Here is a 13,852-nt window from a genome sequence, read left to right as displayed (position 1 = left end):
TTATTTTTTATACTGCATTTTCTTAAAAATATCCCATATTACAATACCTGTACTTACAGATATATTTAGTGAATGTTTGGTACCCAATTGTGGTATTTCAATACTTCCATCACATAGTTTTATAGCTTCTTGCGAAACACCAAAAACCTCATTACCAAACACTAAAGCGTATTTATCAGTATCTAAAGGCTCAAAATTTTGCAACAATATAGATTGTTCTACTTGCTCTACAGCATAAACTTTGTAACCGTTGTTTTTTAAAGAAGTAATGACTTCTAATACATTTTTTTGATACTCCCAAGCTACGGTTTCGGTAGCACCTAAAGCTGTTTTATGTATTTCTTTATGTGGAGGCGTAGCTGTAATACCACACAAATAAATTTTCTCTAAAAGAAAAGCATCACTCGTTCTAAATACAGAACCAATATTGTGCAAACTTCTTATATCATCAAGAATAATAGTTAGAGGCGTTTTCTCTGAAATTTTAAAATCCTCTATTGATTTTCGTTCTAATTCGTTATTACTTAACTTTCTCATGGCACAAAAATAAAAAAGCTACCTTTTACAGTAGCTTTTTAAACAAAATATTTTAAATTTTCTTAGTTATGAGCAGGCTCTGCAACTGGAGTAGCTGGTGCTGGTGCTGGATCTGCAGGAAGTACGTTTCCTTTTATAGTAAGAACTTTAGTATCACCTTGTACAGCATTAGACTTAATAGTTACATTTTTAGTAAATGCACCTTGTCTTGTAGTATCATACTTAACACCTATTACACTTTTTTCTCCAGGAGCGATAGGATCTTTAGGAAAAGAAGGCACTGTACAACCACAAGAACCTGTAGCACTTGTAATGATAAGTGGTTGGTTTCCATTGTTTACAAAAACAAATTCTCTTTTACCATCTGCACTATGAGGAATTGTTCCATAATCGATAGTTTCATTTTCAAACAACATTCCTGCTCCTTCTACTTTTGGAACTTTTGGAGTTTCAACTTTGGCTACAACTGCTTTTTTAGCTTTTTTACCTTTTGCTTTTGTTTGAGCTTGAGCAGCAGATAATCCAAATACTGCTAAAACTACTAATAGTACTATTTTTTTCATGATTTAAATAATTTTTTAATGTTAATGAAGCAAATTTAGATAAAAATTAAAATTCTACATCACAACGTATGGTAAAAAAAGTTTAAATGAATTGTTAATGCAAAAATTTCAGTAGAAATAATTACTTTCGTAGTTAAATTTTTAAACAAAATTATTTTGGCTGCCAAAGAAAAATCTGCGAAAGAAACTCCTTTAATGAAGCAATACAACGAGATAAAAAGCAAATATCCCGATGCTTGTTTATTGTTTCGAGTAGGCGATTTTTACGAAACATTTGGAGAAGATGCAATACGCGCTTCAAAAATTTTAGGAATTGTATTAACCAAAAGAGGAGCTGGCAGTGAAACAGAAACGGCATTGGCTGGATTTCCTCATCATTCTTTAAACACCTATTTACCTAAGTTGGTAAAAGCAGGACTTCGAGTTGCTATTTGCGACCAACTCGAAGATCCAAAAATGACAAAAACAATTGTAAAACGAGGTGTTACAGAACTCGTAACACCTGGTGTTGCTCTAAATGATGAGGTATTACATTCTAAAACCAATAATTTTTTGGCCTCCATATCGTTTGGTAAAAAAAGCATTGGAATTAGTTTTCTTGATGTGTCTACAGGAGAATTTCTTACTTCTCAAGGTGGCGAGGAGTATATAGATAAATTGCTACAGAATTTTTTACCGAGTGAAATTCTAATCCAAAAAACCGATAAAAACCGATTTAAAGAGATTTTTGGAGAACAACATAATACTTTTTATTTAGACGATTGGGTTTTCAAAGAAGATTATGCCACACAATCGCTTACCAACCATTTTAAAACCAATTCTTTAAAAGGTTTTGGTATTGACGATTTACTAGACGGAATTATAGCTTCGGGAGTAATTTTATACTATTTATCAGAAACACAGCATAACAAACTACAACACATATCAAACATACAACGCATTGCAGAAGAAGAATATGTATGGATGGATCGATTTACAATTCGAAACCTAGAACTCTACCACTCTACTGCTTACAATGCTGTAACGCTACTCGATATTATTGATAAGACTTTATCTCCTATGGGAGGCAGACTTTTAAAACGTTGGCTTGCTTTGCCCTTAAAAGACACTGTAAAAATTAAAAAACGACACGATGTTGTTGCCTATTTGGTAAACAATGATAGTGTGCTACAAATTATTCAAACCCAAATTAAACAAATATCCGATTTAGAACGATTAATATCTAAAGTAGCTACAGGAAAAATAACACCAAAAGAAGTTTTATATTTAAAAGAATCTTTAGACGCCATTATCCCAATAAAAAACACTGCTTTGTCAAGTAATATGGAAGCCGTAAAAATGATGGGCGACAGTTTACATGCTTGTGAATTATTACGAGAAAAAATAGGAAACACCCTTACCCAAGAGCCTCCTGTGGCGGTATCCAAAGGTAATGTAATCGCTTATGGCATACATGAAGAATTGGACTCTTTGAGAAACATTTCTACTTCGGGCAAAAATTATTTGGAAGATTTAGAACAACGAGAGAGCATACGAACAGGTATTCCATCGCTAAAAGTTTCTTTTAACAATGTTTTTGGCTACTATATAGAAGTACGAAATACCCACAAAGACAAAGTTCCAACCGAATGGATACGAAAACAAACCCTTGTTAATGCCGAACGCTATATTACAGAGGAACTAAAAGAGTATGAAAGTAAAATATTAGGTGCCGAAGAAAAAATTTATCAAATAGAATCATCTCTTTTTGAAGAACTTATAAGTTGGATTGCTACCTATATAAAAGTCGTACAGCATAATGCCTCTTTAATTGCTCAATTAGATTGTTTGGCATCTTTTGCTCAATTGGCAAAAGATAATAACTATACCAATCCAAAAATAGACAACTCGTTTGAACTACATATTAAAAACGGAAGGCACCCTGTAATAGAAAAACAATTACCAATAGGAGTTCCATACATTGCCAATGATGTGTTTTTAGACAGAGAAAGCCAACAAATTATAATGATTACAGGGCCAAATATGTCGGGAAAATCTGCTATTTTACGCCAAACGGCTCTCATTGTACTACTAGCTCAAATAGGTAGTTTTGTACCTGCCGATGAAGTACAAATGGGTGTAATAGATAAAATATTTACAAGAGTTGGCGCTAGTGATAATATTTCTATGGGAGAATCTACTTTTATGGTAGAAATGAATGAAACTGCTTCTATTTTGAATAACATTTCAGAAAGAAGTTTAATTCTTTTAGACGAAATTGGTCGAGGAACCAGCACTTACGATGGTATTTCTATAGCTTGGGCGATTGCCGAATTTTTGCATGAAAACCCTGCACGACCAAAAACACTTTTTGCCACACACTACCACGAACTCAATGATATGACCGAGCAATTTGATAGAATAAAAAACTACAATGTTTCTGTAAAAGAATTAAAAGACAATGTACTATTTTTAAGAAAACTCGTAGAAGGAGGAAGCGCCCATAGCTTTGGTATTCATGTTGCAAAAATGGCTGGAATGCCCCAGCTTGTTGTTCAAAGAGCGCAAAAGCTTTTAAAAAAGTTAGAAAAAAACCATGCTGGACATGAATCAGCATCATTAAAAGAAATGAAAGATGAAATGCAATTGAGTTTTTTCAATTTAGACGATCCTTTGCTTGAAGAAATAAAAGAAGAAATAGCCCACCTAGACATCAATACACTCACTCCTGTAGAAGCTTTGATGAAATTAAATGAACTAAAACGAATGATTTTGAAAAAATAGTTATTTGTATATCAGCCAATTAATTAATATAGCAGTTTTTTTTATCTTTTTTACTTGCAAATAATAAAAAATGTGTTACATTTGCATCCGCAATACAGCAGTATTGAGATGTTCATAAACAGACGCGAAAATAGCTCAGTTGGTAGAGCGCAACCTTGCCAAGGTTGAGGTCGCGGGTTCGAACCCCGTTTTTCGCTCTAGAAAATAAAGGTTATTTAACCAATGCTCGAGTGGTGGAATTGGTAGACACGCTGGACTTAAAATCCAGTGAGCAGTAATGTTCGTGCGGGTTCAAGTCCCGCCTTGAGTACAAAAGCTTCAAACTATGTTTGGAGCTTTTTTATTTTATATCAATTTTATATCAACTTCTAAGAACAATGGGGACTTTTGTAATAAGTAAAAAACAAAACGGATTTTATAAATATGAATTTACCTCTAGAAAAGGAAAAACTATATTTACAAGCAAAGCTAGAGAACTTCGGTTTGAATGCGAAGAAGAAATTGAACTACTAAGAAAAGAGTGTGAAAAACTTGTTTTTACAAATTTTAAATCTACAAATGGTAAATTCTTTTTTAAAATACTTTTAAACGAAAATGAAATAGCGATAAGTAGAAAATACACTACTTTGTTACTACTTCAAAAAGCAGTTACCGAACTACAACAAACTATAGCCAAATCAGAAATACTAGATTTTTCTACAAACCATTTAGCCGATTTGTTTAACGATTAAAGCGATTTATTATAAATAAAAAAGTTCTGCAATTTGCAGAACTCTTTATTTTTTAATTAAAACGTTGGTTCTAATTATTTTTTAGCAGCTTCTTTAACTTCTTTAGCAGCTCCTTCAACTTTTTCAGCAGCACCAGCAGCAGCATCTTTCACAGCCTCACCAGCTTTAGTAGCAGCAGAATCTACAGTAGTAGCAGCAGAATCAACTTCAGCAGCAGTTTCAGTAGCAGCAGAATCTACAGCAGTAGCAGCAGAATCAGCAGCAGCTTCAGTGCTTTCAGCAGCGTTTTTACATGATACAACAGTTAAAGCAGCTATAACAGCTAAACTTAAAAATACTTTTTTCATCTTACTTAATTATAAAAGGTTAATTATTAATTCGGAGCAAAGATATAAATTTTTTTATTCAGAAAAACAAATATTTTAACTTTTTTTAAAATTTTCTCTTTGAATTCCGATTTATATTTAGCAAATACCGTGCCAAAACACAAATTTTAAACAAAATTATTTTTTTAGGGCTGGTTTGATGATTTTCAACTCATTAATAATATTTTTTGCTCCTGCAAACTTATCTATAATAAATAATACGTAACGAGAATCAACCATAATGTTTCTACAAATCTCTGGAGAATAATAAATATCACTCATTGTTCCTTCCCAAACTCTATCAAAATTTAAGCCAATTAAGTTTCCATTAGCATCTAGTGCTGGACTTCCTGAATTTCCTCCAGTGGTATGGTTGGTTGCAATAAATGCTACGGGCATTTTTCCATTAGCATTAGCATACATACCATAGTCTTTTGCGGTATACAAATCGATAAGTTTTTGAGGAACATCAAACTCATAATCACCTGGGATGTATTTTTCCATAACACCATCTAGCGTGGTAAAAGGCTCATAATATACGGCATCATTTGGTTTATATCCTTTTACTTTACCATAAGTTACACGCAAAGTACTATTGGCATCTGGGAAAATTCGAGCAGCTTTTGGGCTTAATTCTATAATTGCTTTCATGTAGGTTCGTTGGGTGGCTGCATTTTTTACACTAAGTTCATCTAACTTTGGAACCACATTTTTAATATATGTATCTGTTAATGATTTTACTAATTGATACCCTTTATCGGTATTAATTTTAGAAATTACAGTTTGCGTATCACCTTCTAGTAAAGCTCTAAACTTATCTAAAGCCGTAAGCGATGATTGGGTATAAATATCGTTTGCCAATTGTTGAGCATTTAAAGTTTCTAAACCATTTGGTAAAAATTGTTTTGGCATTTTATTTACATATATAGTTATAAGTTGCTCAAAAACATTTTTATCTACTTCATTATTGTAATCTTTATAGAAAGCATCTATCCCTTTGGATAAAGTATTTTTCCTATCTGTAAAAGATTGTTCTCCTTTGTTTGCCAAGATTTGTTCTAATTGATACAGCTTGTAACCTGTTTGTAGTGACTCGGTGTTTCTTAAAACCACCTCGCTAAACAAATCTCGAGCCAAAGCATACTCTTTAATTTCTGCATAATTTTTTTGAAAATCGGTCAATAGGTTTCCGTATTCTGCTTGTTTGCCTACTTTGTTTATTTTTTCGGTTAGTTCTTTTTCAAATTTTTGCTTTGCCGCAATGGCATTCGATTTTTTAAGTCCTTTGGTTTCACCAATCCATTTTTTCCAATAATTGGCAATGCTTGCGTATTTTGAAGCATACTGAATTTTAATTGCTTGATCTTTTCTCATAAATCGATCTTGTACTTTTAGGGCTGCATCACGAACTTCTATTTTAACTGGATTTAGAGTATTTACAATTTGCTCAACAGCATACGAAGGCAAGTATTCTTGTGTTCTCCCGGGGTAGCCCATTACCATAGTAAAATCATTCTCTTTGATACCTTTTATAGAAATCGGGAAAAAATGTTTGGGTTTGTAAGGTACATTTTCTGTTGAATAACCCGCAGGACGGTTGTTTTTGTCTGCATATATTCTAAATAATGAAAAATCACCTGTATGACGAGGCCATACCCAATTATCTGTATCTGAACCAAACTTACCAATAGAACTCGGTGGCGCTCCTACTAAACGAACATCTTTAAACGTTTCGGTTACAAACAACACATATTGATTACCGTCATAAAACGTTTTTATCAAATTTTCTTGCCATGTTTCTTTGGGTAAGGTTTTTGTTAATTCGGCAATGTTTTGCTGTATTTTCTTTTGCTTTTCGGCTTCTGGAGTAGAACTTGTAGTTCCTTCCAATACTTTTGTAGTAACATCTTCAATACGCACTACAAAAGTTACAACAACACCTGGATTTGGTAGTTCTTCTTCCATTTTGTAGGCCCAAAAACCATCGCGAAGATAATCGTGTTCTACTGTAGAATGACTTTGAATATTATCGTAACCACAGTGATGATTGGTTAATATAAGTCCTTTATCTGAAATTACTTCGGCGGTACAACCACCATCAAATTGTGGAACGGCATCTTTTAAACTCGATTTATTTACCGAATAAATTTGTTCTGCGGTAAGTTTCATACCTAGGTTTTTCATTTCGGCTTCTCGATCGCCTTTTAACAAATTGGGCAACCACATACCGCCTTGTTGCCCATGAACTTGAATAATAAAAAATAATACTACTAATTTAATCAATCTCATATTTAGTAAAGTTTGTGTTTTAATATATTTCTGTTATGTTCTTCAAAATGATTGGCAAGATACAACTTTTGCGCATTTTTGTTGTGTGGCTCTACTTCAAGATACATCATTTTATCTCCTTTATTTCTACAAAATTCTTGTGCAAATACCACTGTTTTATTTCCCAATCCTTTGCCTCTATGGGTAGATTTGAGGTACAATTCATCTATAAATGTTACTATTCCTTGATATTCAAAACTAAAAATATAGGTCAAAATAAAATAACCAACCATTTGATCATCATTGTAAACAACAAATGCTTTTCCTAGTTTTTCATCAGAAATAAAATAGTGAAATAGTTTTCGGGATTTTTCTAAATCTATTGGGTAATTATCTATAGCATAGAATTCTTGCATCATACCGAGAACAATATCTATTTCTGTAAATTCTAATGGTTTAAATTCTGTCATTTTTTACATAATTTACAATAGTTGCAGTAGCTCCTTTATTCATTTGAACAAAAGTTTCACAAATATGTCCTTTTTCATGGCGTTCATCAACATTGTGCAACAAAAGAGTAACAGCTTGATCGAGTTCGTTTTGAGTAGCAATAGAAATACATCCGCCTAAGTTTACCAAGGCTGTAGCTTCTGCAAAATGATTGTAATTTGGCCCAATAATTATTGGAACTCCAAAAGTTGCTGGTTCCAAAATATTATGAACACCTGGACTTCCAAAACCGCCTCCTACATAAGCAATATCAGCATAACTGTATATTTTGGTAAGAATACCTATTGTATCTACAATAAAAACTTGGTAAGTAGAAAGATCTTTACCTTCTCTTTCAGAAAACAAAATGCAAGACTTCGAAAGTTGTTCTTTTAGACTCAAAATTTGTTCTGATTTGATAGCATGAGGAGCAATAATAAATTTAACATCATTTGTAGAATTATCGATATACTGAACCCACAAACTCTCATCTTTTGCCCAAGAGCTACCTATTACAATTGTTGTTTTATCATTTTTAAAATGATTTATAAAATCTAACGTATTATCTCTTTGTAATATAGCCACTACTCTATCAAATCGGGTATCTCCTGCAACGGTTACATTAAAAAACCCTACGTTTTGAATTAAATGTTTAGAACTTTCATTTTGTACAAAAAAATGGTCGAATGCTGTTAATGCCTTTCTATAAAATCCACCATACCATTTAAAAAAAACTTGATTCTTTCTAAAAATTCCAGATAGTAAAAATGTAGAAATATTCTGCTTTTTAAGTTCATTTAAATAGTTGGGCCAAAACTCGTATTTGATGAAAAATACTTTTTCTGGATGAATACTTTGTATAAATTTTTGAGCATTATTTTTTGTATCTAAAGGCAAATAAACTGTTAAATAGGCAATCGTATTGTTTTTGCGAACTTCATACCCCGATGGCGAAAAAAATGTGAGCACCAATTTATGGTTCGGGTACGCTTCTTTCATCGCCTCCATAACAGGCAAACCTTGTTCGTACTCTCCTAGTGAAGCTGCGTGAAACCAAATTACTTTATCGTGAGAAGATATTTTTGACTCTAATTCTTCAAAAACATGAGCTCTTCCTTCAACAAACAGTTTGAGTTTTGGACTAAAAAAAGCCAAAAATTTTAATACTAAAGAGGCTAAAATTACAAGTAGATTATATAAAAAAAGCATTTCATTTTATTTGTGTGGCTAAATTAATGTTTTTTATACAGATATAGTCTTTTATACTACAAAGTAATTGTTGTTTAGAACATTCATACACAAAAAAGCTTGAAGCATTCGGTACAAATTATTAGAAATATTATACTTTTGTGTTTCAAATTTCTATACAATGAGAAAACTACAAATGGTTGACCTTAAAAGTCAATACGAAAAAATAAAACACGAAGTAAACGCTTCTATACAAGAAGTTTTAGATACAACAACATACATAAACGGCCCTTTGGTACATCAATTTCAAGCCGATTTGGAAAAATACTTGGGTGTAAAACATGTAATTCCTTGTGCTAACGGAACAGATGCTTTGCAAATTGCCATGATGGGCTTAGGTTTAAAACCTGGCGACGAAGTGATTACTGCCGATTTTACTTTTGCAGCTACTGTAGAGGTTATAGCACTGTTACAGCTCACTCCGGTACTTGTTGATGTAGATTTAAACAACATGAACATTTCTATAGAGGCCATCAAAAAAGCCATTACACCAAAAACAAAAGCTATTGTACCTGTACATTTGTTTGGTCGTGCTGCCAATATGGATGCCATAATGGAAATTGCTACCGAACACAATTTGTATGTTATTGAAGATAATGCACAAGCTATAGGCGCTGACTATACAAGTAAAGATGGTTCTAAGAAAAAGGTAGGCACTATAGGTCATGTAGGAGCTACTTCTTTTTTTCCTTCAAAAAATTTAGGTTGTTACGGCGATGGCGGTGCTATTTTTACGAATGATGATAATTTAGCACATATACTTCGAGGCATTGTAAATCATGGTATGTATGAAAGATACCACCACGATGTAGTAGGCGTAAATTCTCGTTTAGATAGTATACAAGCTGGAGTATTAAAAGCAAAATTACCTCATTTAGACACCTACAACAAGGCTCGTCAAGATGCAGCAAGAAAATATTCTATGGCTTTGAGTGTAAATTCTCATATTTGGGCACCTACCATTTGTGAAACTTGCGATTGCCATGTTTTTCATCAATATGTAATTAGAATTATGAATGGCAAACGCGATGATCTATTAGCCCACTTGCAATCAAAAGGTATTCCGTGTGCTATATACTACCCTATTCCACTTCATAGTCAAAAAGCCTATGCCGATACAAGATACAACGAAGAAGATTTTGCTGTAACCAATTTGCTTTGTAAAGAAGTTATTGCCTTACCTATGCACACTGAATTGGATGATGAGCAAATTAAATTTATAACAGACTCGGTTTTAGAATATTTAAAATAAAAAAAAGAAGTAAGATAAAAAACAATACTAAATCTTGTATCATTTCTCTTGCTCTTTTTTATATGATCTTAAAAAAATGAAAATACTTGTAACAGGCGGTTTAGGTTTTATAGGATCTCATACTGTTGTAGAACTTCAAAATGAGGGCTTTGAAGTAATAATTATTGATAATTTGTCCAATTCTTCTATCGAGGTATTAAACGGAATAGAAAGTATTACAGGCAAAAAGCCTTTGTTTGAAAATATAGATTTACGAGAAAAAAAAGCAGTACAAGATTTTTTTAAAGCGCATAAAACTATAGCTGGTATCATTCATTTTGCTGCAAGTAAGGCTGTTGGCGAAAGTGTAGAAAACCCTTTGCTCTATTATGAAAACAATATAAATTCTCTAGTTTATATTTTGCAGGAATTAACTCAGCTTGATAACAAGAATTTTATTTTCAGCTCTTCATGTACGGTTTATGGTCAGGCGCAAGAAATGCCTATTACAGAACAAGCTTCTGTATTACCCGCTTTGTCACCTTATGGAAACACCAAACAAATTGGAGAAGAAATAATACAAGATGTGGCAAAAGCAACAGAATTGAATGCTGTTTTGCTTCGCTATTTTAACCCCATTGGCGCACACCCCACAGCAGAAATTGGAGAGCTACCACTTGGAGTTCCCCAAAATTTAGTACCTTTTATTACCCAAACGGCCATTGGATTACGTGAAAAGCTTTCGGTTTTTGGTAATGATTACCCAACACCCGACGGAACTGCTATACGAGATTACATTCATGTTGTAGATTTGGCAAAAGCTCATGTAATTGCGCTAAAGAGATTGCTAGAAAAACAAAATGCAACAAAAGTAGAAACGTTTAATTTAGGCACGGGCACAGGAAGTTCGGTTTTGGAAGTAATTACTGCTTTTGAGAAAGTTTCTAAACAAAAGTTAAACTATCAAATTGTGGCACGCCGTGAAGGTGATATTACTGAGGCTTACGCCGATACCGAAAAAGCAAATGTTATTTTAGGTTGGAAAGCCCAATTTACATTGGAAGATGCTTTGGACAGCGCTTGGAAATGGGAACAAAAAATTAGAAGTTAATTTTGAATATAAACAAAAAATCTTATACAAAATTTCCATTAAAAACATTTACAGCTACATGACCCAATCTAAACCCGATTTAAAATTAGTTTTTTCATTACTAATTGTTGGTATTGTTTGGGGCACAACCTATTTGGGTATTCGAGTTGCTGTAGAAACTATTCCGCCATGGTGGATTACTTCTATTAGACAAGGGTTTGCGGCGCTTATTGTTTTATGTATTTTGCTTTATAAAAAACAATTAGCTTGGATTGGCTGGAAAAACTTAAAATTTCAAATTATCCCTTCTTTATTAATGATAGTACTTGCAAATGGTTTTACCACAATTGCAGAGCAAACATTACCCAGCGGATTAACATCTATTATGAGTGCCTTATCGCCTGTAATTATTTTTATAGGAGGAATTTTATTTGGCATAGAAAAGCCCACTTTTAAAGGGCTGATAGGTGTAATGCTAGGTTTTCTTGGAGTTGTATTTATTTTTAGAAATGGACTTTCTGCAATTTTAGATCCGAATTATAAAACGGGACTATTATTTTTGAGCATTGCAATATTAAGTTGGTCTGTAGGCGTAATTTATTCTAAAAAACACACCCATAAATCAAACAATATTGCGCTAAATTTATTCTATCAATTTAGCATTTCTTCTATTATTCAATTTGTGTTGGCTATTTTATTTTCATCAAACACCGATATACATCAATGGAGTTCTCGAAGTGTTTTTGCACTACTCTATTTAGCTGTTTTTGGTTCAGTATTAGCCTTTTTTTGTTATTATTATGCTCTTAAAAGAGTTAGTGCATTACAAGTATCTATTTTAAATTATGTAAACACAATAATTGCTGTATTTTTGGGTTGGTTGTTGCTTAATGAAACGATTACAATAGATTTTATCATTGCAACAGCACTCATTATTTTTGGGGTTTTTATCATCAATTATAAAAAAACAACATCAAAAATGTAATTGTACTTCGTAGCCTTCAAAACTACGAACATTAAACACTGTTCCGTCTTCAAAAATTAGATACTGCCCTTTTATACCCGTAAGTTTACCCGAAAAATCATGCGTTTTTTCCAAATTTAAGCTCATTACTTTTTTTGGATAATGTAGCACTGGGTAATGTATTTCATAAATATCTTCTTTTTCTGGATGAAAAAATTCTTGCACTTCTTCTGGTAAAAAATATCGAATATCAAACCTCTCTTTAATTAAATCTACTTGAGGAATTTCGTTTTTTAACATTTTTTGCCAATTGGTTTTATCTGAAAAATGATTTTTTAAAGCAACTTCTGTAATACCTGCCAAATATCTATTGGGCACTTCTACTATAGGTATAGCTTGCACAGCACCCTGATCTATCCAACGAGTAGGTACTTGTGTAAACCTTGTTACGCCAACCTTTACCTCACTCGAAAGAGCTAAATACACAATATGCGGTTGCAATTGCACCTTTTTTTCATAGTCCAAATCGCGATCTTCTATATCCAAATGGGCTGTGCTTAATTCGGGTTTCATAATCCAATCGCCTGCCGAAGCACTATTCATAAAACAATCGTAACAAAAACCTTGTCTGAATATTTTTTTCTTTTTACCACATTCCAAACATTGGTAACCTACAAAATTTATCGCTATATTTTGTCCAAGTAATTGATTAAAATGAATAAAATTATTTTCAAAAACCAAATAATATTGTACTGGATTTTGATATTCAGTTTGCATTTTGGTAAGCACTCCTTGATATTGCATACGATAATTTGAATTTTAAACAATAAAATCAATTATTTTTCGTAAATATAAAACACCATTTAACAAATTACAAATTATGAGAAAAACATTCTTCTTTTTATTTAGTTCTTTAAGTCTCTTTAGTTTTAGTATTTATGCTCAAAACACTATAAAATTAGACCGTAAAATAAGTGTTGTAGGTTCTGGAACTGTAACTGCTTTTCCAGATGCAGCACAAATAACAATTTCGTTTTTACACATTAAGCCTACACTTAGGGAAGCAATAAACGAAAATCAACTTACCTCAGAACAGGTTTTAAAAATCGTAAAGAAATATGTTTCTGACTCTACAGAAATTCAAACAAGTTTAATATCTACCGATAAATCTTATAAATGGGACCAAAAGTTATCTAAAGAAGTTTTTGTAGGGTTTCAATCTTCACAAAAATTAATTTTTACTTTAAAAAACCTAAATAAATTTCAAGATTTTACAGAAGAATTATTAAAAACAAAATTTAATAAAATTGAGCGTATTTTTTATTTTAATACAAATTCTAAAAATCTTCTAATTCAAGCACAAGAACTTGCAGTACAAGATGCTATAGAAACTTCTGAAAGATTGGCTGCAAATAGCAAAGTAACTTTGGGCAAAATTATGACTATTGAAACAAAAAACAGTTCTAATGAAACTGTAGGAACCAACAGCAATAATAATTTTCAATCGTTTAGTAAAGGTATGGGAGGACGTGGAGTTTCCTCTAGCGGAGATTTAATAAATTATACCATAAAAGTATTTGTAGAAACCGAATTATTAAATTAA

13 protein-coding genes and 2 tRNA genes are annotated in these 13,852 nt (G+C 32.4%); 8 read left to right on the top strand and 7 right to left on the bottom strand.

Annotated features, from left to right (window positions below; translation table 11 throughout):
- Positions 1-537 (bottom strand): RNA methyltransferase, encoded by a 537-nt coding sequence (locus tag Q361_RS08700; RefSeq protein ID WP_103726334.1) that lies wholly within the window; start codon positions 535-537, stop codon positions 1-3.
- A 62-nt stretch (positions 538-599) separates the two neighbouring features.
- Entirely contained in the window at positions 600-1,100 is a 501-nt protein-coding gene (locus tag Q361_RS08695; RefSeq protein WP_103726333.1) for a DUF1573 domain-containing protein, read from the bottom strand.
- A gap of 156 nt (positions 1,101-1,256) precedes the next feature.
- On the opposite strand from Q361_RS08695, the gene mutS reads away from it, so the two are divergent.
- The 4 genes from mutS (at position 1,257) to Q361_RS08675 (ending at position 4,594) form a co-directional block, all read left to right on the top strand.
- The gene (gene mutS, locus Q361_RS08690; protein ID WP_169929286.1) at positions 1,257-3,863 is read left to right on the top strand and encodes a DNA mismatch repair protein MutS; all 2,607 of its coding nucleotides are present in this window, start codon (positions 1,257-1,259) and stop codon (positions 3,861-3,863) included.
- 124 nt (positions 3,864-3,987) lie between these two features.
- Positions 3,988-4,060: transfer RNA gene (locus Q361_RS08685), tRNA-Gly, on the top strand.
- 27 nt (positions 4,061-4,087) lie between these two features.
- A tRNA-Leu gene (locus tag Q361_RS08680) sits at positions 4,088-4,173 on the top strand.
- 67 nt (positions 4,174-4,240) lie between these two features.
- Complete coding sequence (locus Q361_RS08675) at positions 4,241-4,594, top strand: DUF1508 domain-containing protein (RefSeq protein ID WP_103726332.1); 354 nt, start codon at positions 4,241-4,243, stop codon at positions 4,592-4,594.
- A gap of 74 nt (positions 4,595-4,668) precedes the next feature.
- On the opposite strand, the gene Q361_RS08670 is transcribed toward Q361_RS08675, so the two are convergent.
- The 4 genes from Q361_RS08670 to Q361_RS08655 form a co-directional block, all read right to left on the bottom strand.
- A complete protein-coding gene (locus tag Q361_RS08670; protein ID WP_103726331.1) occupies positions 4,669-4,941 on the bottom strand; it encodes a PG1828 family lipoprotein in 273 nt (90 codons plus the stop codon).
- A 156-nt stretch (positions 4,942-5,097) separates the two neighbouring features.
- Positions 5,098-7,248, bottom strand: a complete 2,151-nt coding sequence (locus Q361_RS08665; protein WP_103726330.1) for a S46 family peptidase — start codon at positions 7,246-7,248, stop codon at positions 5,098-5,100.
- Between the two features lie 2 nt (positions 7,249-7,250).
- Positions 7,251-7,697 carry a GNAT family N-acetyltransferase gene (locus Q361_RS08660; RefSeq protein WP_103726329.1) on the bottom strand — a complete coding sequence of 149 codons (447 nt, stop codon included), beginning with the start codon at positions 7,695-7,697 and terminating at the stop codon, positions 7,251-7,253.
- The gene (locus Q361_RS08655; RefSeq protein ID WP_103726328.1) at positions 7,684-8,925 is read right to left on the bottom strand and encodes a 3-deoxy-D-manno-octulosonic acid transferase; all 1,242 of its coding nucleotides are present in this window, start codon (positions 8,923-8,925) and stop codon (positions 7,684-7,686) included. The genes Q361_RS08660 and Q361_RS08655 overlap by 14 nt, the downstream gene beginning before the upstream one ends.
- Before the next feature lie 160 nt (positions 8,926-9,085).
- Between Q361_RS08655 and Q361_RS08650 the strand changes: the two genes are divergently transcribed.
- From Q361_RS08650 to Q361_RS08640, 3 genes are all read left to right on the top strand, one after another.
- Positions 9,086-10,216: a DegT/DnrJ/EryC1/StrS family aminotransferase gene (locus tag Q361_RS08650; RefSeq protein ID WP_103726327.1), complete on the top strand. Its 1,131-nt coding sequence runs from the start codon at positions 9,086-9,088 to the stop codon at positions 10,214-10,216.
- A gap of 76 nt (positions 10,217-10,292) precedes the next feature.
- Positions 10,293-11,306, top strand: a complete 1,014-nt coding sequence (gene galE / locus Q361_RS08645; RefSeq protein WP_103726326.1) for a UDP-glucose 4-epimerase GalE — start codon at positions 10,293-10,295, stop codon at positions 11,304-11,306.
- A 58-nt stretch (positions 11,307-11,364) separates the two neighbouring features.
- Positions 11,365-12,270, top strand: coding sequence for a DMT family transporter (locus Q361_RS08640; protein WP_103726392.1), 906 nt, complete (start codon positions 11,365-11,367; stop codon positions 12,268-12,270).
- On the opposite strand, the gene Q361_RS08635 is transcribed toward Q361_RS08640, so the two are convergent.
- Positions 12,259-13,053 carry a DUF2797 domain-containing protein gene (locus tag Q361_RS08635; RefSeq protein ID WP_103726325.1) on the bottom strand — a complete coding sequence of 265 codons (795 nt, stop codon included), beginning with the start codon at positions 13,051-13,053 and terminating at the stop codon, positions 12,259-12,261. The genes Q361_RS08640 and Q361_RS08635 overlap by 12 nt on opposite strands.
- A gap of 76 nt (positions 13,054-13,129) precedes the next feature.
- On the opposite strand from Q361_RS08635, the gene Q361_RS08630 reads away from it, so the two are divergent.
- Entirely contained in the window at positions 13,130-13,852 is a 723-nt protein-coding gene (locus tag Q361_RS08630; protein ID WP_103726324.1) for an SIMPL domain-containing protein, read from the top strand.

The sequence above is a fragment of the Flavobacterium croceum DSM 17960 genome (assembly GCF_002917885.1).
GTDB classification, from domain to species: Bacteria; Bacteroidota; Bacteroidia; order Flavobacteriales; family Flavobacteriaceae; genus Flavobacterium; species Flavobacterium croceum.
This window is presented reverse-complemented; position numbering and strand designations above follow the sequence as displayed.